The sequence below is a fragment of the Kribbibacterium absianum genome (assembly GCF_030067705.1).
In the GTDB taxonomy this organism is placed as follows: domain Bacteria; phylum Actinomycetota; class Coriobacteriia; order Coriobacteriales; family Atopobiaceae; genus Kribbibacterium; species Kribbibacterium absianum.
The window spans coordinates 267,611-288,003 of record NZ_JASJEX010000003.1 but is presented as its reverse complement, the minus strand read 5'-3'; the positions used below and the strand labels follow the sequence as shown (position 1 = coordinate 288,003).

Genomic DNA, 20,393 nt, shown 5'->3' with positions numbered 1-20,393 from the left:
GTGAGCCCGGTCCTACTCGTCGCCCAGCTCGCGCGCCAGGCGCTTCTCCACCGCGCGGTAGTACAGCCACGCGCCCAACAGGCAGGCGCCCTCGATGGCCGCGCACACCGAGTTGAGCGGGTCGTCCCCCGTGAAGAGCCCGGCGATGCCCACCAGGAACATCCCGCCGCCGAGGGCCACGCTGACCTTGGTGAGCGCGTCGCCGGCCCCGCCGTTGCCGATCCACGCGTGGTGGCGGATCATCAGGACGTCGGCGACCACGATGGGGCCCCAGAACTGCAGGGTGAACACCAGCTGCGAGCTCATCTCGATGCCCGTGAGCTTCTGCACGTAGAAGACGACCAGGGCAACGCCGATGGCGACCACGAAGGCGGCCTGGTACGCGAAGCCCTGGTCGCGGAGCTGCATCTCGTCGAAACGCGGCGCGTCGTTCAATTCATTTCCTCCCAGAAAAGGTCGTCAAGTGTCCGGTCCAGCACCCAGCAGATGCGCAGGCACAGCTTGACGGTCGGGTTGTAGGTGCCCTGCTCGATCCAGCCGGTAATCGCACACGACGCCTTCGGCCGAGGGACACATCCTGACCCCGCGGGAGGCACCGATGTAGCTCACCGCTGCCACGGCGGATCGCCCCGTGGCAGCACTCACGTTCCTTACCGCGAAATAGAAGAACACAGGGACAACCTCCCGGGCCTGCGTCGAATCCGGAAGAGCCTGTGACAGGCTTCGACACGCCACAAACCGTTACGACAATTGATTTCTTCCGGTCGGGGCAGAATACGAACCCATGGGAGTCCGACGCATTAGCTTCGGCGTTTTCGGCACGAAGCCTCTGCAACGTTGAAATGAGCGAACCACTAGCCCAAAGGCCGCTCTGGGAGGTCTAGCAAGCCGGTGACGCTGGCATATGAAGGATTTGTGTACGCGGGAGCATCCGTGCGGCGACGGGCTCGCTTCCGTCGGGTTCAGCTCATCCGGGTAACGCAGTGCCATTCTGCGCCTCAGATGTGCTATTTTAAAACATTTTCGCGCGCCGTCTTTGTTGGACGTACGCCAGGACCAACCGCACGCGTTACCACGCGCTATCGTGGTCGGCCAGACTATGAAGATCCGAGCTGTAGACCCTTCCGGGCGCCCTTTGGAGCAAGGCCGCCACTCAAGCATCTAGGACAAATTGTGATGCGCTGATCCTGCCGAGAAACCCGTACAGTCCGCTCATTTCAGCAACGGCCGGCGCCCCGAGCGATCTTCGAGCCGAGCCGGTACTGTCCATGTCCCGGCGCACGAACGCGCCGGCGTCCAGGGCCCACGGACACGCACTGTTGAATTCGCAATGAGAGGACTTGCTATGACCCTCGGTAAGAAGACCCAGAAGAACCAGGAGGCGACGAAGACCATCACGCTCAAGGAGCTGGAGCACAAGGAGATGCTCGACTTGCACGACGTGGCGGCCCTCCTGGGCGTCAGCCACCGTAAGGTTCAGCGCATGGTGCACGACGATGAGATTCCGGCCTACCGGGTGGGCTGCACCTGGCGCGTGCCGCGCGAGACCCTGTGCCGCCAGTACGGTCTGGGGGAGTTCGCCAAGAGCCACCCGCTTCTGACCCCCAGGTCGAGCACGCGCAGCTCGGCGGCGCGCCGCCAGGGTACCCGAGCGACGTCTCGCAACACCAGCCAGAAGAAGTAGGAGCAGGACAGATAGGAGGGCCCTGACAAGACGGCGAGCGTCGACCGTCCTGTAGGGGCCTTCCCCTTGACCGGCTAGCGGCCAGCCACTGTCAGGACGATGTCGAGCCGCGTTGCTCTGATGACTGCCCTAGGCCAACACCCTAGCCATTGCGTCCAATTGCCCTCGCGTCACCGCAAAGTCGCCGCTCAGGTCCAGGGCGCTCGCCCGAATCCGATGGCCGCCAATCACGCGATCCAGCGCCGGCTGCTCCCGCGCGTCCGTCTTCGCGTAGAGCAGCAGCCCGGACACCTCGGCCTCCGGCTCGCGGGCTGCCTCGTTGTTCACGTAGGCCAGGAGCTGGTACAGGTTCCCCGAGTGTACGGCGGACTTTCCGAACCGAGAGGACAGGTTGCTCCCGTAGTACTTGGCGTCCACGATGAGCGTCCGAGGGGCGCCCTCCCGCGTGCGGAGGACGAGGTCCGTGCGCATCAGCGGCAGCTGGGGGTCGGGCGCGTCCACGTCCCACGGGATGTGCGGGGCCGATGCCTCCAGCTCCGGGTGCTCCCTCTGGAAGTAACGCAGCAGGAAGCGCTCGTAAAGCGCCGCCATGGTCGAGTCGTCGAGGAACGAGCGCGCCCGCGCGTCGCCGGACTGGCTCGAGAGGACCTCCCCCGAGAGCGCCATGGACGAGACGGCCAGGAGGGCCTGGTAGGTGCGGGACGTCCGACGGCGGGTTAGCCCCTTGAGCGCCTGACGAGGGCCCACGGACGTCACCTGCGGCATCAAAGCCAGCGCGTTGCGGAGTTCGCGCCGTCGGGCACTGGGCACATCGGCGCCCAGCAGGGACGCCAACGCGGCCTTAACGGCGCGGTTCTCCAGGATGTCAGCCGTGAGCTCCGACGGCTCGCAGACCACGTCACGGGAGCCCCTCGCCGCGAGCGCCACCGTCGGCCCCGTCAGCAGCCGGCCGCGCGGCAGCTGCCCCTGGCGACGTTGGAGCACGTACGCCTTCGAGAAGCCGCGCCGCGCCTGATCGGCCACGCCACGGCAGAGGATCGCGGCCATAAGGTCCGCGTGGTTCTCGAACTCCTCGGCCGACAGCGACGCGTACGGCCCGGCCGAGAGGGCCGACCAAGCGTAGGCCATCATGCGGTAGACGTTGGCCACCGGGATCATGCGAGCGCGCCCCGCATCTCGGCCACCCAGCCCTCGGCCTTGCCCGGGTCGTCGAACCAATACTCGCGCGCCACGGGCGCCAGCTCGTACTCCACCACCTCGCGGAGCTGGGCGGGCAGCCGCTCCCCCGCCGTCAGGTTGCAGAGGTAGCTGTGGCCGACGCGGTAGCTGGGGCCGAGCGCCTCGTCCTGGGCGATGTCCTCGTTCATGGCCTGCACCACGGACACGAGGCGGTCGAAGGCGTCGCTGCCCAGGCCCTCGGCGTAGGCGCGGAAGCCGTCGCTCGCGAAGGCCGGCTCCAGCTCCACGTGGCCGAAGCGCCTGAGCAGCGCGTGGTCCATGAGGGCGATGCTGCGGTCGGCCGTGTTCATGGTGCCGACCACGTAGAGGTTGCGGGGCACCGTGAAGGACTCCCGGGAGTACATGAGGTCCAGGTGGACGCCGCGCTTGTCGGCCTCCAGGAGCATGAAGAGCTCCCCCAGCACCCGTCCCAGGTCCGCGCGGTTCACCTCGTCGATGACGAGGAAGAAGGGCTCGTCGGGGTGCTCCAGCGCAGCGTCGCAGAGCTCCAGGAAGGGCCCGCGGCGGAGCTCGAAGCCAGTGGCCGTGGGGCGGTAGCCCTCGACGAAGTCCTCGTAGGAGTAGCCCTGGTGGAACTGCACCACCTTCACCCGGTCGCGGTCCCGCTCGCCCATGAACTCGTAGGCCAGGCGCTTGGCGGCGTAGGTCTTGCCGGTGCCCGGCGCGCCGCGGAGAATCAGGTTCTTCTTGCGGCGCAGGATCCCCTCCATGTCGTCGAGCCTCTCGGGCGTCACGTAGACGTCGGCCAGGAAGTCCTCGCGCGTGTAGGGGTCGAGTTCCGGTTCCGCAGACGCCTCCGGCGCGCCCTGAGCGAGCCGGGAGGCGCCGATGAGAGCCTCCAGCCGGGCGACGGCCTTCTCGTTGTCCGTGATGTCGGTGAGCGTCTTGGTGGGCATGCGGCCCTCCCCCGGCCAGTCCCACTCGCCGGCATCGGTCCACTCCACGTCCCTGAGGTTCCTGAGGCCCTCGGGCCCCTCCTCGTCGTGCGTGTACTCCCCCGTGACCACGCCGCGCCCCACGAGCCTCTTCGAGCCCCTCTTGGCGTAGACCACGTCACCGGGGACCATCTCGCTCGCGAAGGCCCACGCGCAGCCGGCGTCGTTGTGATGGTGCCGACCGTCGTCCGCCGCGGCGTCCAGCGCCTCGAGGACGGCCGCCTTGCTCCCGTACTGGGACAGGTCGCCCAGCGCGTCCCAGCCCACGACCATCGAGCCGCACTCCCGGACGCCGTCCCACAGGGTGGCCTGCTCGCCCGGCGAGTAGAGCCAATAGCGCGGGCCCGGCTCGGCCAGCACGGGGTCCGGCGCTACCTCGCCCTGCTCGAGCTTCTTCTCCCGGTTGACCTCCTCGGAGCGTTCGAAGGCCAGGTGCGAGAGCTCCGGAAGGCTGCGGAAGCCCGAGGAGGGGTCGCCGCACAGCGCCCGCGCCGTGCGGCACAGCTGCAGGTACTCCTCGCCCGACGGCACGGTGGCACCGTGCTCGCGGGGCGTGGCGTCCTTAAGGGTCTGTGGCACGTCCTCCTTCTCGACGAACCAGCGGTTCCGCGAGTCGAGGTTCATGAAGACGTTTGGCCGCGCCCAGTAGAGCCCCATCGTGACCATCCAGCGCACGCCTTTGATGGCCGCCGCGCCGTCGAACGCCTCGGCCAGGGCGCCCTCTCGCTCGGGGGTCGGTCCGTCCGCGTAGGCCACCGCCGTCTCGAGCAGAATCCAGAGCTTCTCGAGGTCCTGGTCGCCCCGGTCGGGGTCGTTCGAGAACCGGTAGAAGGTCGCGTGCTGGTTGTTGAGCAACGGGATCGAGTCGAAGGCCGTCGGCGCGGCGGCCTCGATGCCGAGCGCGCTCTTGAGCGCGGCAGCCAGCTTGGCGCGGTTCTCCCACGTGAGCCCCTTGTTGAAGAGACCCATCACCGTGAACGGGTCGATGTCGGCCGGTGGCATGGTCGAGTCCAGCTTCGGGACCTTCATCTGGACCGCCTCGTAGGCCTCCAGGACGAGGGCGATCAGGCCATGCCGGTCGTCCTTGAAGTCGAGCAGCCGCGTGGCCAGCTCCTCGTAGAACGGGATCCAAGAAAGGTCGGGTGCGGTCGCCATGGGCGCCTCCGAAGTCAATCGAGCCAGTCCTGTTTGAAATCTGAGAGCATTGTATCGCCGAGAAGGTGCCCCGTTCGCTCTATCGGGTCTTTCCTTCGGGCACCCAGCGACTAGCCAGTGTCATGACAGAGCCCCGCCTACGTCTGGCCGATGGCCGGCCATAGTTGGGCTGGATCATGCTCGCAGCTGAGGACAAGGGCGCAACGACCCCGTACGCTGGCCAAAAGCGTGAAAAGGAGGTCTGGTGCACTGGACGGGCAAGGATGAGGTCGAACGGGCGCTCGAGGACTGGTGCCTTGAGTGGCTGCCCGACTCCTTCGACTGCGACGACGAGTGGGTCTGCGCGCCGTACCACAGGGAGGACGCGTCTTGGGACGTCTACGCGGGGATCTGGGACGAGAGCCTCCTGAGTGCGGATGTGCTGCTGCACGTCCGGGCTGACGGTCCGATCTCCTGCGACGTCGTGGAGGCTTTGAAGCACGAGCTTCCAATGGAGAAGGACTCCGAGTGGTCCCGGTGGGAGAAACCTGCGGCAGGGTGGCGAGACTCGGGGAAGAAGGCGGAGCCATGAGGTTCGTCCATGGCCCACGGATTGAGGAGCTCTTGACAGAGTGGTGCTCGGACCACCTTCCAGAGGCCTCCACGCGTTTCGACAACGCGGTCGTGACGGTGGATGACGCGATCCTCTGCTGGGGCTGCGAGGATATCTACACGCTCGAGGGCGTCGTCATGGTCCCGCTATGCTCTGGTGGTCGGGCCTTTCTGCGCTTCCACTTCAGCGGAAGCTGCCACGGGTTCATTGAGGTACGCGACGCCGTCCGCCAAGATCGGGAGGGGTCTGCGTGGACCCGTTGGAACGGCCACCGCAGAAGCTGGGTCCATGTCCGGCCACCCAGCTGGTTGCCGGAAAGAGCTGGGGAAAAGCCTTGATAGCGGAGGCCTCAGAAGAGGCTGGCCAGATAGCCCAAGAGGGTCGGCAGGGATGCCACCCCTTTGTCAAACGCCCAGTCTGCAATGCCCTTGCCCACCTTTCGCAGCCTGCTTTGGTCCCCGTCGGCCTTGGCCGCCTGAGCGTCCACGAGCATGGCCTTGACCTTTGCTTGCTCCTCTTCGGTCAGGCCGTCAGCGTCGAGAGCCCTTGTCACCTCTTGGATGCCGACGGTCACCGTTGTTGTTTGGTTCTGCACTAAACGAGGGCTCGTGTTCTGGGTCACTCGCACGCCCCTGTCTTGAGAGGCCACGGTGGCGCAGGGAGCGATGGCGCCTCGTATGCGGCTCCAGTTACCGCTTGCCACAGCAGAGACGATGTTGTGGCCGAACACGGGCATTGCTGAAAAGGCACCGTTAATCTCGTCGCGTAGCGCCTCCTCCTCTTCGGTGCTCAGCTCGCCGTTCTTGGCCATGTCGCACCTAGCCTGCAGCCCGAGCACGTACTCCCTCATGACACTCCCACCCTTCGTGAGTCAGGACCAACGGGGCAGCAATTCTATCCGTATACCGCCACTCAGTCCTCAGCTCGCAGCTGAAGCCCGCCTGGCACGAGGCCGTTAGACTCAACTCACCCGACGAGAGGAGACGCCGTGCCCGTCATCAACATCACGTCCTCCGTGGAGGAGCGCTTCGCGCCCGACCTGTGCGAGGTCACCATGGCCATCAAGGGCACCAAGGACTCGCGCGCGAACTGCGTCGACGAGTACAACCACCGCGCCGAGCGCCTGCAATCGGCGCTAGAGAAGGCCGGGGTTGCGAAGGACCTCGTGAGCACCGGCGAGTTCACGGTGTCGGCGAACATGATCCAGCTCTACGAGAAGGACGACGGCTACTACTACCGCTCGACACAGCGCCCGGAGGGCTACGTCTACCACGGCTCGATGGTCGCCCGGCTTCCGGTCGACGCGGACTTGTTCTCGGCCCTCTGGGCGGCCGTCGTGCCCGCTGACCCCGAGCTGGCCATCGACGTCGACTTCTGCCTGGACGACGTCGCCACCGCACGTTCGACCCTGCTGGCGAAGGCCGTCGCCACGGGACGCGAGCAGGCCGAGACGCTCGCGACGGCCGCAGGCTGCGCCTTGGGCCCCGTACAAGAGGTGACCTTCGGGCGCTCGCCCCACTTCAGCGTGCCGACCGCGCTCACCTACCCCGGCCGGGCTCGCGGATCGGCGCTCATGGCGTGCGGCAGCGCCCCGGGCCAGGCGCCCAGCTTCTCGCCCGAGCCCATCAAGGTCACGTGCGACGTGCACCTCACCTGGGAGCTGGAGCAGGCGTGAGCAGCGGCTGGGAGTACACGGGGCCAGAAAGCCTGGCGTCGGCGCCGCCGGCCCTCACGCCCGTCCAGGCTGCAGCAATCGCAAGCGCCCACCCGGCAACCATCCGTCGCCGGTGCAGCACCGGCGACATCAAGGCGACCTTCTTCTGCAGTCGGTGGCTAATCAACCGCGACTGCTTCCTACAGCAGATAGGCATGGGCGGGTACGCCCCAGACGAATCGCAGCCGAAAGAGAACCCCGACCGGGAACCGGCGACGGCTGTCCCGTCGGCCCCGCGAGAGCAGATTCAGCGCGACGAGTATGTCAAGGACTACTGGCGAGGATATGGATGGGCCGAGGCGCTCATCTCAACGGCCGACGAAAAGACCGTGAGAGCCGAGCGGTGCTCGCTCCGCTCGGACAGACCCCCGGCCTTCTTGGACGGGTGGGACGACGCCGTAGAGCGGTGGAAGTGGCACAGCGGACGGATCTACACGTAGTGCCGCATCCCAGGGTGGTAGTCGCGTTGACGACGAGCCGCGTCAGTCCGGCTGCCGGCCAGAGTCTTTCCCTTGTCCTTGCGAAAGCTCGTCGTCGTCATGACAGCGTCGCGGCAGCGTCTGGCCCGACGCCCCTTAGGCACAAACACCTCCGAGGCTTGACGTGCGGACGGATATTCCGCATGTCAGGGGTTCGACCCCGTTCCCCGGCCGCCATGAACCTCGGCCTTCCAGCGTTTCGAGACAGTCCTCCTCGTGTGCAGTTCACCGCACGGAGCCAGGATCGTATCGAGACCTGAACCTGACGAATCAATGACCCAAACAAAAGACGGGCCGGCGCGCACCAAGCGGCGCCGGCCCGTCTGGAACCTACTCGGAATCCGACGGCGAGTCACTCGAAGCCAAGGGCTCTCCCGAATCCCGGACTTCGCCCACCGCCTCTGCTGGCGGCTCGTCCTCTTGGGCCGCGTCAAACGCCTTCTCCAGCGCCTCCATCTGGGCCTGCTTCCGAGCCTTCTCGATCACGTCGTGCTCGTACACGCCGACCAGGCTCTCGTACTCCGGCTGGGTCAGCCCGTAGGGCGGCTCGACGCCCACACCGAGCACGTAGGCAAGCGCCGCATCGCTGATGGCATGCCAGAGCTCCCGGATACCGTCCGTGTCGATGCCGCTCTCGCACGCGATGTCGCAAACGAACTGCGGCATCTCGCGGTCCCACGTCGCCGGGTCCATCGGGTCGCCCAGAGCGGCCATGGTGCAACCCAGCTGCTTGCACTCGATGGCGGTGTGGGTGCGATACACGGAGATGAGACCCAGCGCGCCATCGTCGCCGAGGTCCCTCTCGATAGCCGCGGCGAGGGCCACGTGCTGAGGAGGCAGCGTGCCATCGGACAGCGACGACTCGTCCACGCCGTCGCTCACCACCGACCACGGGGGCGACTGCGGGGAAGGCTCCTCCTCGCTCTGCGGGACCGCGCCCTCCACGAACAGGCCGATGCTGTCCCCGTCCTTGGAGAAGCAGACGGAGCAGTACGTCGCGAAGTCGAGGGCGTCGCTGTTCGGCACCAGGTTGACCACGGTGCTGCAGACGCCGAAGGAGAGCATCTCAGCGGCGCCGGAGAGAGCCTGCTTGGGCGAGAGCGGCGGAAGCAGCGCGCGCGAGCCGAACATCTCGGTGGTGGCGTAGCGGCCATCCGGGAGCAGGATCAGGCGGGCGGCAGCGAGCGGACGACGCTTGTTGAGCCAGCCGCTCACCATCTGCAGGACGTCGCTGTCGGTCTGGGACAGGCCGTCGGCAACGGCCAGGGCCGACGCTTCAGTGTTATTCATTTGGGACCTCCGCCCCTAAGAGCGACGACAAGGCCGAGCGCCCGGAGGAGCCCGCTATCATCGCTGATGAACTGGTTGGTTGTGCGGCCTACGCCGCGCGGCTGACGGTCCGGGGCGTCCGGGGACCATCCGGGCGCCCTTTCGCGTTTGTGTCGACCGCTGGCGGGGCTCTCCCCTGCTGACGGGACATGCACTACTCCTTTGGGTCCTCGGGATGAAGCTCTGGCGCTGGGTCTTCCGGCCAGGGCTCCGGAGGCATCGGCCACTCGTCAATCTGCTCATAGGGGATGCCGTAGCCGTCAGGTCGCTCGAGCGTTCGCTCCAGCGAGCGAGCCATCTCACGCGCCTGCGCCAGCATGAAGCTGTCCCCGCTGGCGAGGTACTCACAAAGGGACTTCACCGTCACACGCAGGGGACGCGAGCCGGTGGCCTCTAGGTCGCCGTTCTGCGCCAGACGGTAGACAGTGGGGCGCGACACCTCCAGAAATCGAGCGGCCGTGTCTGCGTTCACGACGCCCTGATCGCCGCCGGCCTCTCGCAGGAGCTCTAAGCGCTCGTCATCGAGAGCGATGACCCAGCCGGGCACCAAATCGAAGCTGAGGCCGAGGCTGGCTGCAACCACCTTCATCTGTTCTTCCGTCAAAGGAAGAACGACTGGCTCGCCGTTCGGCATCTGCAGCACCAAACAGGCCTCTGCAAAGTCCGGCGCGCCTTTGCAACCGCGCATCCAAGTCATCGAAAGCGGCTGTGCCATGGGCGTCCTCCTCAAGAGCGGACATGCGTTCCTGAATAGAAGGTACATGACATGGACAGATCTGTCCACAACCATTCGTATTTTGTAAAACACGAACCCGACGATTTCTCGTTGATTGACCATTGGACCGCTCGGACGTGCCGCCCTCCCGGTCGGGGGTTCCCAAGTCCTTAAAAATGTCTAAAGTGTGGAGACCAACCCAAGGAGGGGACTCCGGCTTTTTCAGAGATCCTCGTTCGTCGAGGGGAGGAGGTTAACGTGCAATCTCGCGCGAGCCCGGTTCGATAGATATTCAAAGTTCGTACAGGCCTCTGACAGGGCTTGCAGGTTTTACAGGCATAAAGAAAAAACCTACCCACAAACTGCAGGTAGGTTGAAAGATGCTGGTGGCGGGGAAGGGAGTCGAACCCCTGACACGCGGATTTTCAGCTTTGGAGATTGATTATCTTCTCCACGTCCTGAAACGACAGTTTCGGACATTTCCGCAGGTACAAAAGGCGTTTCTCTACATCACGACTTAGGCCCGCGTATCTTCCCATGACACGATACGACGCGAGAGGACGCGAAAAGCGGGCGCTTTTCCTCCCGGATTTGCTCCCCCACCCGCCCGTTTCCTCCCGCACGAAAAGATGGGAGAGACGCGAATGATGTACTCGAAGGCGACCTTGCGAGCCAACAAACCGCCCCGCAAAGGATACCAAGGGGTCCTGAGCTACAAGGACGAGGGCGGCGTCTGGCGCGAGAAACGCCACGTGCTCAAGGCGACCACCAAGACGGACGCGAAGCTGGAGCTTGCCCGCTGGCGCGAGGAGATGGAGGAGAAGGCCGGCACCATGGGCGACCCCTCCCTCAAGGGCGTCGGCATTGCCGTGGCCGACTACGTGGACGGCATCGTTGACGAGCTGGAGGCGTCGGGTCAGGTGGAGGCCGCCACCGTCCGCAGCTACCACGGCAGCGCCCGTTACATCCGCTTCGCCTTCTCTGAGGTGAAGATGGGAGAGCTGACGCCGGAGCAGGTGCGCGAGTGGGAGCAGGGCATGGTGGCCGACGGCTACTCCTCCAGCACCATCATCAAGACCCACAACCTCCTGAAGCAGGCGATGAAACGCGCCGTCGAGCGCGACGTCATCCCCAAGAACCCGCTCAACACGGTGCGACCGCCCAAGCGCAAGAAGAAGAACCCCGGCATCAACGCGCTCGACGGCAACGCCCGCGCCCGCATCCTCGGCCTTCTCGGCCAGATGGAGGCGACCCGCATCACGGTCGCGGCGCAAATCGCCCTGTACACCGGCATGCGCGAGGGGGAGATCTGCGGCCTCAAGTGGAGCGACCTCGACCTTCAGAACGGCCAGCTCTGGGTTCGCCGCTCCATCGCGCTCGGCGAGGGCGGCGCGTACGAGAAGCTGCCGAAGACCGACCGCGTGCGGGACGTGGTGTATCCGCAGACGCTCGCCTGCATCCTTAAGGAATGGCGCGCAACGCAAAAAGAGGAGTTTCTGGGCGAGGGCGAACCTTGGACGGCTGACGAATTCGTGCTTGGCACACCGAGTGCTTACCTCCACCCCTCGGTACTGAGCCGCAGCTGGGCCACGCTCGCCCGCTCATTCGGCGTGAAGGGGACCGCGGGCCGGCTGCCCACCTTCCACGACCTTCGCCACACCTGGGCGACCATGTTCCTCGCCGCCGGCGGCGACGTGAAGACGGCCGCTAGCAACCTCGGCCACGCGAAAGCGTCCATGACCCTGGACGTCTACGCCTCCTGTGACCCCGATGCAAAACGCCGCGCGGCCGACATTGTTGAACGGGCCATGCTCCCGCATGGCGCATGAGCAGAAGAGCGCGCCGTGAGGGGCGCCGGCGCGGGGAGCCTTTGGGCGAGCCTCGCCGCGAATGCGCCTAGTCGCTAAACCATGCTCCGAGCGTGAAAGAAGGGCTCCCGTTTCCGGGAACCCTCCGACGGTCCGGTTACCTCGAAGCGTCTAGGCGAGATCCAGCCACGCGGCGCCGGTCAGGTGCCTCAACTTGGCCACGCGCTGGCCGACGATGGCCACGGCCATCACGTCCGCACGGTAGCGGCCACGGTCGCAGCCGCACCACTGGGCGAGGGACGAGAGCGACCAGCGCAGGTCACGGCCTTGCTGCGTCGTGACGTTCAGGCCGGGCATGTCGAGCCCGTCGCCTTCGAGGTCGCGGCCGGCGCGGACGGCGATGAGCACGTCCTCGGGGCGCTCGCCGCGCGTGTCCGTGGCCCGGAGGTCGGCGCCCGCCACCGGCGACGCCTCCACGTCCTCGAAGCCGCTCCTGCTCAGGAACACGGCGGCGAGCCTCACGCACTCGCGCTCCACCTCGCCTGTGGCGTAGGCCTCGACGCCCTTGGCCGGGCGCTCGATGGCGTCCCACGGGGCCGTGCCGCAGTCGGTCAGTGCGTAGCGGTCGATGCCCAGCTCGTCGTAACGGTCGGTGCTCTTGGTCGCGGTCTTGCTCATGGCTTCCCCTTCCGGGTCTGGCAGGGCTCCCCTTGAACCCTGCTCTGTGCAAAGCGGGCACCCGCGTTGCGCGGGCGCTTGCTTTGCAGCCACTGCAAAGCCGCGCCGGCCATAGAGGGGGCGGGTCAAGGGCCGGACACAACAACCCCCACCAATCGGCGCCCTATGCCGATTTGTGGGGCGTTTCGTGGGAGCGCCCTTGACGCGGCCCCGGCCGGTGCCACGTGCAAAAGAGAGGGCGCCAACAGGCGCCCTCTAGCTATCGGCGTTTAGCTCGTTGGGATTCTGAACAGGCCGACTGCTCAGACCCGTCGCTAGAAGAACGTATGGGCCTCGGCCATGTAAATATCGACGCGGTCAAACGTCAGGCTACGGGACGTCTCGTAAAAGCCGACCTCTTCGGTAGCAGTAGAGTTGCCTTCCAAATCGCGGAGATAGCTAGGCGTTAGCCTTCGTCGCTAAAGCCAGAATAGGTCCTAAATGCAAGCTTCATAAGCGTGGCTCCGATATCGTCGCCCTCCGCCCGAAGCTCGTCCATCACGGTGTCCTCGACCTCGGCCGCACCGCCTAGCTCGCCCATGACCTCATCGATGGTTATGGGCAGTTGGGCACAAACCTTTGCGAAGCCGTCCGGATCCCCAGTAACCAGCCTGTAGAACTCGTCCATCGACACGCGTCTGATGAGCCGGTGCGAGAACTTCTTGTCCTCGCCCTTCTTCTTGCGCGCCCATTTCACGTTCTGGGACTTCTTAGCAATGGCCTCGACCAGCATGCACACGCAATCATCGTCGTCCGCGATCTTGTTTCGCATCTTGTCGTGAATCTCCTCGGCCATCGAGGCGTTCATGGTGTTGTGCTTGTTCTTCATCTCGACATAGACCGTGTGCACGGTCACGCCGTCGATATCGATGCCGTCCGGGTTGGTGTAAATCACGTCCCAGTTCTCAGGCGGCACGGTGCACCCCGGGATGTACCGGAAGATGTTCTGGTGAAAGTAGCCGATGCCGTTGTTGTTGGACTTGTCCTTCTGGCGGCTAATCTCACTGCTCACGACCTCGTCCCAAGTGAGGCCGTAAACGCTCTTGTCCAGAAGGAGCTTGATGGGGTCGATTGCATTCTTGTTGAACCGCTTGAGGTCATAGACGGGCTCCTGAGCGGTGTACGACACCAGCGTGTCCTTCACGTGCTGCCGGAAGTCCTCTTGGGAGATGAAACCCATCGACCATTCGCCCATTGCCCCACCGCCCAACTCTCGATTCAGCAAGTTTCAACAATCATAACAAACGCTCGATACTCGATGGAAGAATCCCCTCTTTGCCGGAGGATCTGGTACAATAACCTTTGCATAGGCAATGGTTATTTATTTGGGGGAGCGAGCCAATGACCATACGCGCCAAGGACGGCTGGATGCCAATCGGCGACGCAGCCGCTCAATTGAACGTTTCCGTGGACACGCTCAGACGATGGGCAAAGAGCGGCCTCATCAAGGCAAAGCGCAGCTCCTCCGGCGCTCGGCTCTTCAACGTGGAAGAAGTCTCCCGGCTTCAGAAGAAGCGTTCCGGAGAGTCGGACGGCACCGAGTACCGAGTGCTGAAAGAGGACGCCATCATACCGGAAGCCACCTGCGTGGATCTATTCGCGGGCGCAGGCGGAACCGCTCTCGGTTTTCACAATGCCGGCTTCAACCACGTCCTCCTCAACGAATTCGACCCATCGGCGGCGGCTACGCTCAGGGAGAACTCTGAGCGCCTAGGGTTTGACTGGGACGTGGTCGAGGGAGACGTGCACGAACTTGACTTCTCCGGTGTTGAGGCAGAGGTCATTCAGGCCGGCTTCCCTTGTCAGGCGTTCTCTTATGCAGGGAAGTCACAGGGGTTTGGCGACACGCGTGGCACGCTCTTCTTTGAGTTCGCGCGGGCCGTGGAGCAAGTGCGTCCAAAAGTGGCCATCGGCGAGAACGTCCGTGGCCTTGAGAAGCACGATGGCGGCCGCACACTGAAGACCATGCTCAACCGCCTGAACGAGCTAGGCTACGACGTCGCCTATCGCATCCTGCGAGCCCAATACCTTGATGTGCCGCAGAAGCGCGAGCGGCTCATCATGATCGCTGTTCGACGGGACCTTGACCTGCCGATTCTCTTTCCCCGAGAGAGGGACTACCTCATTTCTATGCGCCAAGCGCTCAAGGACTGTCCCGAGTCGGAGGGTCAGAAGTACCCGGAGAAGAAGCGCAAGGTCATGGAGCTGGTCCCCGAGGGCGGCAACTGGAGGGATCTCCCTGAAGATGTTGCTCGCGAGTTCATGGGCGGCTCTTGGAACCTGCCAGGCGGACGCACGGGAATGGCGCGGCGAATGGCATGGGACGAGCCCTGCCTCACCCTGACCTGTGCGCCGGCGCAAAAGCAGACGGAGCGCTGCCATCCATCCGAGACGCGACCCCTGACGGTTCGCGAATACGCCCGCATCCAGACCTTCCCGGACGAGTGGCAGTTCCAGGGGAACCTGACGAGCCAGTACAAGCAAATTGGCAACGCGGTTCCGGTGAACCTGGGGTATCACGTGGCTCGGTGCGTCCTTGCGATGCTGGGGTACGCGCCAAGGACGGAAGACATGGAGGAAGTATCCCCGGTAAACGTGGCTCTGCTTTAAAGAGACCCGAGGGCGGACAGCCACGATGTGCGCGGGCAGCCACCGCGCACTCCTGTGTCATGGTCGAGTAAAAGCTGGCCGTTAAGCAGCCGAGCAGCTGAAGCAGCATCAGCACGTTCATGACCACTGCTGGTATCTGCGCAGGTGCGGAGGGGTGACACGAGCCTGGTTGGAAGCAGAGGCCAGCGATGGTGGAGGTCGTCGGAACTAACCCGAGTGACTCTTAATGGAACAAGTAGTTGCTCAGGTCGGAGAAACGGACGTACAAATCAACAATGTGCTGCCGAAGTGCGGCGTCTCCAGGTTTGTCAGCTGCCAGGTCGGCTTGATAGCGTTGCATCATGCCTCGGAGATTCGTGAGATCCCGGTCGTAAGAGACGTTGTCGAACACCAGTCGGTGTTCTTCAAGGTAGGCAGAGAACAGCAAGCTCATCTGCTGGCGCACGCTGAAATCTGAGGTACCTATCGACAGGACGTTGTTCCAGATGTTCCCTAGTTCCGTATCGCCGGCGAACGGGTCTTCAGGGCGCAGGCTTTGGCTGCGCGCTATCGCGCGATACGAGTCGATTAACGCTGCGTCTACTTTCGGTTCCTTGGCCGTGACCCCGTATATGAGGTCGGCGTACTTGTTCCTCAGATCCAGCATGTATCGGCATATTCTTTCGTTCCCGACGATTTTGAGAGCCGTGTCCGCGTTGCAAGGAAAAGACACAGGACTGACCACATCTGGATGGCCCTCTTGCTCTGCTGCACGGAAGGCCATTTCTCCGATGTACCGCTGAAGCTGCCGATAGGTGCTCTTGTAGATGCGGCTGCTGGCGCCTTTCGTGCTGATGCCAATGCGGCCGAGAAGCGCGAGGGTCAGGTCCTTCAGGCGAAAACGACCATCCTCTCCTGGCTGTAGTCCGTAATCCACCAGCATCCTATGGCGGGCATTGTCGAGATCGCGAATCGTGTCCTTTGGAGCGTAGACCTCCGTCAAGGGAACCGGCTCTGGCTCCTTGGTGATTACGAAGAGCTGGTTGACAGCCTGTCGCGCGCGGTCCGGTGTGAGAGATTTCGAGAGGGGCCACTCGGGGTAGCGGTTTGTTTCGCGCATGGCCTGGGCCTTTCGGTCGCGGATGGGAGCCAATACTGGCAGTGTGCGAGATCTTAAGCGGTAGTCATTACGATATCGTAAACGACAAACGATGTCATACACGACAAACGATGATGCTGGTACGCTGCGGTTGCAGGCGGGGCCAAGATTCAGATGCCTCGGATGGAGACAGGGCACTGGCAGGCCTGTTACTACAGCGCCCAAAGGCGACGTAGTAGACGGAGAACCGGAAAGGAGACACCGTGAGAGGCACCTAAATGCAGATGACAATGAAAAAGCCCGCCCTTGGGGGCTCATTCCCAGGGGCAGGCCGGTACCAGACGGTGCGTGCTGCCCGTCCATACGCAATGTCAGAGTAGCACGCGCCGTGTCTCCTACTAAAGCTCTACGTAGAAAGGCATCGGCGATGCTTTACGATTCGAACGCGACCGGCAACGGCCGCTATCTCCCCGCCACTCTCGCGGCTGAGGGCTTCGGTCTTCGGCAGCAGGCCGCGCCGCTCGTCCTCGACCGCATCCGCCCCAAGCGCGAGTGGAAGGACAGCCGGCCCACGGGTCGCATTGTGGGCGCTGAAGTGCTTGCGGTGGGCCTGGGCTTCGGGGTCAAGGTCTCCATGCCTGGCCACGTCTGCTCGGGCATGACCCCGCAGGAGCGCGAGGCCGTGATGTCCTTCCTGCCAGACGGCGAGGAGCCCAAGGAGGTTCTGGACCTGCCGGCCGGGACGCCGATCCTCTTCGAGGGTGTGAGGGTCAAGTTCTATAAGTTTGGGGATCAAAAGTACCCCCGCATGTCCGTGGCAGCGGACTCCGTGCGGGCGTACCCGGGGAGGTCCGACGGGTTCCCGGTCCCTGGCTCCTATGCGCCGAGCGCCCTGTGCAAGCTCGGCGTCGAGAGCGCCGTCGCGGCCGGTGCCATCCTCACGACCGTGGACAGGTGGCCGCGCTACCGCGCAGACGGCACCGAGGTCACGGACGAGCCGCGCGGCGCTAAGGCCACGGTCCGCGCCGGCGGCGGCGACCTCGCAGTGAAGCTCGACGGCGTGGAGCCGGACGCGCTGCGCCCACTCGTCGGCAAGCCCGTCGCAGTGGACGGCCTGCGCGTCTCCCTCTATAAGTATCCGAACATGCGCTACGTGGCCATGTCGGTTCAGGCCTCCGCGCTTGACGAGGCGGAGGGGGCGTAGACATGGCACGTGCGTACAGCCGGGACGGCGACCCCATCGTCCTCGACGTGCGCCACAGCCCCGACCTCGCGGACGCCATGCGCGTCCACACCTGCCCCTATCCCTTGGCTGCGGCCGTGCTCGTGGGCGTCGTGTGCGCGATGCTGGCCGTCCTGGTGCCCCTCTGCTTCCGGGCGGAGGGGCCGCTGTGGGGGCTCGTCGGGTCCTGGGTGCCCGTCCTTGTCCGAGCGTGCTGGTACGCGGCCGCCTGTTGTGGCGTGGTCTGTGTCGGCTACGCCGTGGCGCGGGCCTTCACGCCCTTCCGGTGCCAGATCAGGTCGGCCGTCATCTACGGGCTGATTGACGCCGGCGCCGTCCGGCGTGTCTCGTCCCCACGCGCGCTCCGACTGCGCGTCAAGATGGAGCGCCGTCACCGGCGGGCCCGTGTGTACATCCGCATCGAGCGCCCGGAGCTTCAGCCGGGCACGGTCGAGAGGGCGCTAGCGGCATTAGGACCGGCAATCCCGGGAGACCCGGCCGTCAGCGTTGACCGGGTGGCGCCCAAGGGGCGCTTCGGCTCACGGTATCGGCACGTCCTAGTGCTGGATTGGGGGGCGAAGGACAATGTCGGCGCTTGAGGCGAGCATCACCGTGGCGACCAGTCCGCTCGGCCATCCCTTGAAGGTCTCTTTGGCAAACGGGCTGCTGCTCATCATGCAAGGGGCCTCCGGCTGCGGGAAGTCCGCGGTGCTGCGTAACATCATCGAGGACCTGTGCCGTGTCATGGGGCCTCTGGTGCAATTCGTTGTGGTTGACCCCAAGCAGGTCAGCTTTCTGGGTTTTGACGCTCGCGTGCACGTCTTTGGGAACTCCGGCGACTGGCTGCGCCTCACGGACAGCTTGCTCAACGAGATGCGGCGCAGGTACGCATACATGGCCAAGAACCGCGTCCGGGAGCTGGAGCCCACGGAGGAGCGCCCCTTTGTGGTCCTGGTCTGCGACGAACTCTCCGCCGTGACTGCGGACCAGACCATGCTCAAGAAGGAGCGGGACAGGCTGGTCAGCAACTTGGTCCAGTACTCCAACCAATGCCGCCAGGCGTCCATGGGCTTCATGCTCAGCGGGCAAGTGATTAGCTCAGAAACTATTCCAACAGTAGTTAGAAGCAACGCCTCGACCCGCATCGCCATGGCGGTGCGCGGCGAGAGCCTGGTGAACATGATATCGAGCGACCGCCCGGACGAGTGCCCATGCGACCTGCTCACACTGCCCGGTGAGATGTACCTGCTGGTCCCGGACGGCTCCAACCGTTGGCGTCGCGGCCGTGCCGACTGGCGCGACCCGCAGGAGCAGGAAGCCCGTATGGCTCGCATGGCCGGCGACAAACGGCTCCCGGCCTTCTTGGACTGGGAGAGCCCCGAATTCAAGGGCTGACCGCCCATCTGTCCGGTGGCCTGCGTGACCCGAAGAGGTCAACGCAGGCCACCAAACCAACCACAGCGGTTCACTATTACCCGCTGTGGTCGAGTTAATCATCATCTGCATTAATCAGTGCATGAATGCGCGCATTTCTTCATTTAACTCAGCGTCCACACCGATATTCGAAGGCATTCAGGCACCTATCCGAGAAAGGACGCACCATGTCGAAGCTTCCGACTTCGGCGAAAGCGTGGATGCTGACCCACAACAACCCCCACCTGTACATCGAGGGCGTCGCGTTCAAGGACGCGGAGAGCCCCACCGTGGAGGAATGCCGCACCGCCGCCCGCACCATCGCGACCATGTGGATGAAGGGCACGACGCGCCCCCGCGCCGAGGAGCTGAACGGCACCATCGTCGGGGTGGAGCGCTCCGAGACGGGGACCCTCCATGCCCACCAGCTCGTCTGCTCCGCTTATCCCGTCAAACTGGAGTCGGTGAGGCGGATGTTCCCGCACGCGCACGTCGAGGTGGCATTCGGCACCTACGACGATTGCAGGAGCTACATCTACAAGACGGACAAGCACAAGCACAAATCAGAGACGAAACTTTGTGAGCCGGTGGAGCTTGGCGGGTTCAAGGGCTCCAACCGCTCCGCGCAGGGGAAGCCAACGGAGCTTGAGATAGACAGGCTCCTGGACGAGGGGTACACGCCCGCCCAAATCATGGCACTCGGCGTGTCGTACTCGAAGGAGCAGACAGCAATCAATGCCGCCTTCAAGGCGCGGAAGGACATGGAGCTTCCCTTGTGGCGGGACGTGGTGACGAACTTCACTTTCGGCCCGACGGGGGCCGGGAAGTCCAGCCTCTACCGCGAGTTGGTGGACGAGTACGGCGAGGAGGACGTCTACAAGGTGACGGACTACCGCTGGCCCTGGGACTCCTACGCGAACCAAAAGTGCATCATGCTCGACGAGCTGCGCCCTGGCTGCCTGAAGCGCAACCAGCTGCTCACCATCACGGACGGCTGGCGCGTCACAGACCTTGACGCGCGTTACAGCCCAAGGTCGGCTCACTGGGAGCGCGTGGAGCTGGTGAGCCCCTACAGTCCGGAGGAGCTGTTCGGGGAACAGTCCTTTGGCGACACGTGGTTTCAGCTGCGCCGGCGGTTGAACCTCATCCGTTACAAGTTCATCGAGCAGGGGCCGGACGGAAAGCCCGTGTACCGCACCTTGGAGGTCAAGGGCGGTATGGACAGCCCCTATCACGACCGCTCGTATTTCGACGAGCTGTTGGCAAAGGAGCGCGCGGAGCTGGCGGCTCGCCCGAACTGGGCGGACATCTACGACGCGGCGAGGCGCAACGCGGAGAAGAGGGGCGGCGCCGATGAACAATAGACGGACCCCTCCGAACAGGCCGCAGAACCTCGAAGAGCTGGGCGACCTGCTCATTGAATGCCTGGCGCGAATGGAGCAGATGGAGAGCGACAACGCAGCCATTCGCGAAGCACTTGAAGGCACGGGCGTACTGGATAAACCGTCGAACCTTCTTACGCTACAACAAGCCGCCGACGCTATCGGGGTCTCGTACCGAACCGCTCAGCGTATGGTGGCAAACGACGAGATGCCCGGAGCCGTGTACGTCAAGCGCCGGTGGAAGGTATCACGGCGAAAGCTCGAGAGGTATTACGGACTGACGGACTAGAACAACCAACGAGACCTGGAAGGGGCGGTTTT

The 20,393-nt window shown here is 64.4% G+C and carries 20 protein-coding genes; 11 read left to right on the top strand and 9 right to left on the bottom strand.

The annotated features are described in order from the left end of the window. Window positions 1-12: 12 nt before the first annotated feature. Entirely contained in the window at window positions 13-435 is a 423-nt protein-coding gene (locus QJ043_RS07050; RefSeq protein ID WP_283712952.1) for a hypothetical protein, read from the bottom strand. A 910-nt stretch (window positions 436-1,345) separates the two neighbouring features. Between QJ043_RS07050 and QJ043_RS07045 the strand changes: the two genes are divergently transcribed. After that, window positions 1,346-1,684 carry a helix-turn-helix domain-containing protein gene (locus QJ043_RS07045; RefSeq protein WP_283712951.1) on the top strand — a complete coding sequence of 113 codons (339 nt, stop codon included), beginning with the start codon at window positions 1,346-1,348 and terminating at the stop codon, window positions 1,682-1,684. A gap of 129 nt (window positions 1,685-1,813) precedes the next feature. Here QJ043_RS07045 and QJ043_RS07040 read toward each other — a convergent pair whose 3' ends face one another. Then, window positions 1,814-2,842, bottom strand: a complete 1,029-nt coding sequence (locus QJ043_RS07040) for a 5-methylcytosine restriction system specificity protein McrC (RefSeq protein ID WP_283712950.1) — start codon at window positions 2,840-2,842, stop codon at window positions 1,814-1,816. Continuing rightward, window positions 2,839-5,013, bottom strand: coding sequence for an AAA family ATPase (locus tag QJ043_RS07035; protein ID WP_283712949.1), 2,175 nt, complete (start codon window positions 5,011-5,013; stop codon window positions 2,839-2,841). The genes QJ043_RS07040 and QJ043_RS07035 overlap by 4 nt, the downstream gene beginning before the upstream one ends. Window positions 5,014-5,257: 244 nt before the next feature. On the opposite strand from QJ043_RS07035, the gene QJ043_RS07030 reads away from it, so the two are divergent. Further along, window positions 5,258-5,584: a hypothetical protein gene (locus tag QJ043_RS07030; RefSeq protein WP_283712948.1), complete on the top strand. Its 327-nt coding sequence runs from the start codon at window positions 5,258-5,260 to the stop codon at window positions 5,582-5,584. A gap of 370 nt (window positions 5,585-5,954) precedes the next feature. Here QJ043_RS07030 and QJ043_RS07025 read toward each other — a convergent pair whose 3' ends face one another. Further along, a complete protein-coding gene (locus QJ043_RS07025; protein WP_283722781.1) occupies window positions 5,955-6,416 on the bottom strand; it encodes a hypothetical protein in 462 nt (153 codons plus the stop codon). A gap of 177 nt (window positions 6,417-6,593) precedes the next feature. Between QJ043_RS07025 and QJ043_RS07020 the strand changes: the two genes are divergently transcribed. Both QJ043_RS07020 and QJ043_RS07015 read left to right on the top strand, forming a co-directional pair. Continuing rightward, window positions 6,594-7,280, top strand: coding sequence for an SIMPL domain-containing protein (locus QJ043_RS07020; protein WP_283712946.1), 687 nt, complete (start codon window positions 6,594-6,596; stop codon window positions 7,278-7,280). Continuing rightward, window positions 7,277-7,759 (top strand): hypothetical protein, encoded by a 483-nt coding sequence (locus QJ043_RS07015; RefSeq protein ID WP_283712945.1) that lies wholly within the window; start codon window positions 7,277-7,279, stop codon window positions 7,757-7,759. The genes QJ043_RS07020 and QJ043_RS07015 overlap by 4 nt, the downstream gene beginning before the upstream one ends. A gap of 369 nt (window positions 7,760-8,128) precedes the next feature. On the opposite strand, the gene QJ043_RS07010 is transcribed toward QJ043_RS07015, so the two are convergent. Both QJ043_RS07010 and QJ043_RS07005 read right to left on the bottom strand, forming a co-directional pair. Next, window positions 8,129-9,088 (bottom strand): hypothetical protein, encoded by a 960-nt coding sequence (locus tag QJ043_RS07010; protein ID WP_283712944.1) that lies wholly within the window; start codon window positions 9,086-9,088, stop codon window positions 8,129-8,131. Between the two features lie 193 nt (window positions 9,089-9,281). Next, a complete protein-coding gene (locus QJ043_RS07005; RefSeq protein ID WP_283712943.1) occupies window positions 9,282-9,842 on the bottom strand; it encodes a helix-turn-helix domain-containing protein in 561 nt (186 codons plus the stop codon). Window positions 9,843-10,471: 629 nt separating this feature from the next. Here QJ043_RS07005 and QJ043_RS07000 point away from each other — a divergent pair. Continuing rightward, complete coding sequence (locus tag QJ043_RS07000) at window positions 10,472-11,671, top strand: tyrosine-type recombinase/integrase (protein ID WP_283722780.1); 1,200 nt, start codon at window positions 10,472-10,474, stop codon at window positions 11,669-11,671. 150 nt (window positions 11,672-11,821) lie between these two features. Here QJ043_RS07000 and QJ043_RS06995 read toward each other — a convergent pair whose 3' ends face one another. Together QJ043_RS06995 and QJ043_RS06990 are read right to left on the bottom strand one after the other, a co-directional pair. Further along, on the bottom strand, window positions 11,822-12,328 hold the full coding sequence (locus tag QJ043_RS06995; RefSeq protein WP_283712941.1) for a hypothetical protein: 507 nt from the start codon (window positions 12,326-12,328) through the stop codon (window positions 11,822-11,824). Window positions 12,329-12,773: 445 nt separating this feature from the next. Then, entirely contained in the window at window positions 12,774-13,547 is a 774-nt protein-coding gene (locus QJ043_RS06990; protein ID WP_283712940.1) for an Eco47II family restriction endonuclease, read from the bottom strand. Between the two features lie 161 nt (window positions 13,548-13,708). Between QJ043_RS06990 and QJ043_RS06985 the strand changes: the two genes are divergently transcribed. Continuing rightward, a complete protein-coding gene (locus QJ043_RS06985; RefSeq protein ID WP_283712939.1) occupies window positions 13,709-14,977 on the top strand; it encodes a DNA (cytosine-5-)-methyltransferase in 1,269 nt (422 codons plus the stop codon). 223 nt (window positions 14,978-15,200) lie between these two features. On the opposite strand, the gene QJ043_RS06980 is transcribed toward QJ043_RS06985, so the two are convergent. Then, the gene (locus QJ043_RS06980; RefSeq protein WP_283722779.1) at window positions 15,201-15,959 is read right to left on the bottom strand and encodes a hypothetical protein; all 759 of its coding nucleotides are present in this window, start codon (window positions 15,957-15,959) and stop codon (window positions 15,201-15,203) included. Between the two features lie 523 nt (window positions 15,960-16,482). On the opposite strand from QJ043_RS06980, the gene QJ043_RS06975 reads away from it, so the two are divergent. From QJ043_RS06975 to QJ043_RS06955, 5 genes are all read left to right on the top strand, one after another. After that, window positions 16,483-17,259, top strand: a complete 777-nt coding sequence (locus QJ043_RS06975; protein WP_283712937.1) for a hypothetical protein — start codon at window positions 16,483-16,485, stop codon at window positions 17,257-17,259. Window positions 17,260-17,261: 2 nt separating this feature from the next. Beyond that, the gene (locus QJ043_RS06970) at window positions 17,262-17,876 is read left to right on the top strand and encodes a hypothetical protein (protein ID WP_283712936.1); all 615 of its coding nucleotides are present in this window, start codon (window positions 17,262-17,264) and stop codon (window positions 17,874-17,876) included. Then, a complete protein-coding gene (locus QJ043_RS06965; protein WP_283712935.1) occupies window positions 17,863-18,672 on the top strand; it encodes an FtsK/SpoIIIE domain-containing protein in 810 nt (269 codons plus the stop codon). The genes QJ043_RS06970 and QJ043_RS06965 overlap by 14 nt, the downstream gene beginning before the upstream one ends. Window positions 18,673-18,878: 206 nt before the next feature. Continuing rightward, window positions 18,879-20,054 (top strand): hypothetical protein, encoded by a 1,176-nt coding sequence (locus QJ043_RS06960; protein WP_283712934.1) that lies wholly within the window; start codon window positions 18,879-18,881, stop codon window positions 20,052-20,054. Window positions 20,055-20,124: 70 nt separating this feature from the next. Further along, window positions 20,125-20,361, top strand: coding sequence for a helix-turn-helix domain-containing protein (locus QJ043_RS06955; RefSeq protein WP_283722778.1), 237 nt, complete (start codon window positions 20,125-20,127; stop codon window positions 20,359-20,361). Window positions 20,362-20,393: the final 32 nt, after the last annotated feature.

What these genes read in the sequence shown, in the direction of transcription:
- QJ043_RS07045 (WP_283712951.1), top strand. Translation starts at nt 1,346, where the DNA reads ATGACCCTCGGTAAGAAGACCCAGAAGAACCAGGAGGCGACGAAGACC.
- QJ043_RS07040 (WP_283712950.1), bottom strand. Translation starts at nt 2,842, where the DNA reads ATGATCCCGGTGGCCAACGTCTACCGCATGATGGCCTACGCTTGGTCG.
- QJ043_RS07035 (WP_283712949.1), bottom strand. Translation starts at nt 5,013, where the DNA reads ATGGCGACCGCACCCGACCTTTCTTGGATCCCGTTCTACGAGGAGCTG.
- QJ043_RS07025 (WP_283722781.1), bottom strand. Translation starts at nt 6,416, where the DNA reads ATGGCCAAGAACGGCGAGCTGAGCACCGAAGAGGAGGAGGCGCTACGC.
- QJ043_RS07010 (WP_283712944.1), bottom strand. Translation starts at nt 9,088, where the DNA reads ATGAATAACACTGAAGCGTCGGCCCTGGCCGTTGCCGACGGCCTGTCC.
- QJ043_RS07005 (WP_283712943.1), bottom strand. Translation starts at nt 9,842, where the DNA reads ATGGCACAGCCGCTTTCGATGACTTGGATGCGCGGTTGCAAAGGCGCG.
- QJ043_RS07000 (WP_283722780.1), top strand. Translation starts at nt 10,472, where the DNA reads ATGGGAGAGACGCGAATGATGTACTCGAAGGCGACCTTGCGAGCCAAC.
- QJ043_RS06995 (WP_283712941.1), bottom strand. Translation starts at nt 12,328, where the DNA reads ATGAGCAAGACCGCGACCAAGAGCACCGACCGTTACGACGAGCTGGGC.
- QJ043_RS06990 (WP_283712940.1), bottom strand. Translation starts at nt 13,547, where the DNA reads ATGGGTTTCATCTCCCAAGAGGACTTCCGGCAGCACGTGAAGGACACG.
- QJ043_RS06985 (WP_283712939.1), top strand. Translation starts at nt 13,709, where the DNA reads ATGACCATACGCGCCAAGGACGGCTGGATGCCAATCGGCGACGCAGCC.
- QJ043_RS06975 (WP_283712937.1), top strand. Translation starts at nt 16,483, where the DNA reads ATGCTTTACGATTCGAACGCGACCGGCAACGGCCGCTATCTCCCCGCC.
- QJ043_RS06970 (WP_283712936.1), top strand. Translation starts at nt 17,262, where the DNA reads ATGGCACGTGCGTACAGCCGGGACGGCGACCCCATCGTCCTCGACGTG.
- QJ043_RS06965 (WP_283712935.1), top strand. Translation starts at nt 17,863, where the DNA reads ATGTCGGCGCTTGAGGCGAGCATCACCGTGGCGACCAGTCCGCTCGGC.
- QJ043_RS06960 (WP_283712934.1), top strand. Translation starts at nt 18,879, where the DNA reads ATGTCGAAGCTTCCGACTTCGGCGAAAGCGTGGATGCTGACCCACAAC.
- QJ043_RS06955 (WP_283722778.1), top strand. Translation starts at nt 20,125, where the DNA reads ATGGAGCAGATGGAGAGCGACAACGCAGCCATTCGCGAAGCACTTGAA.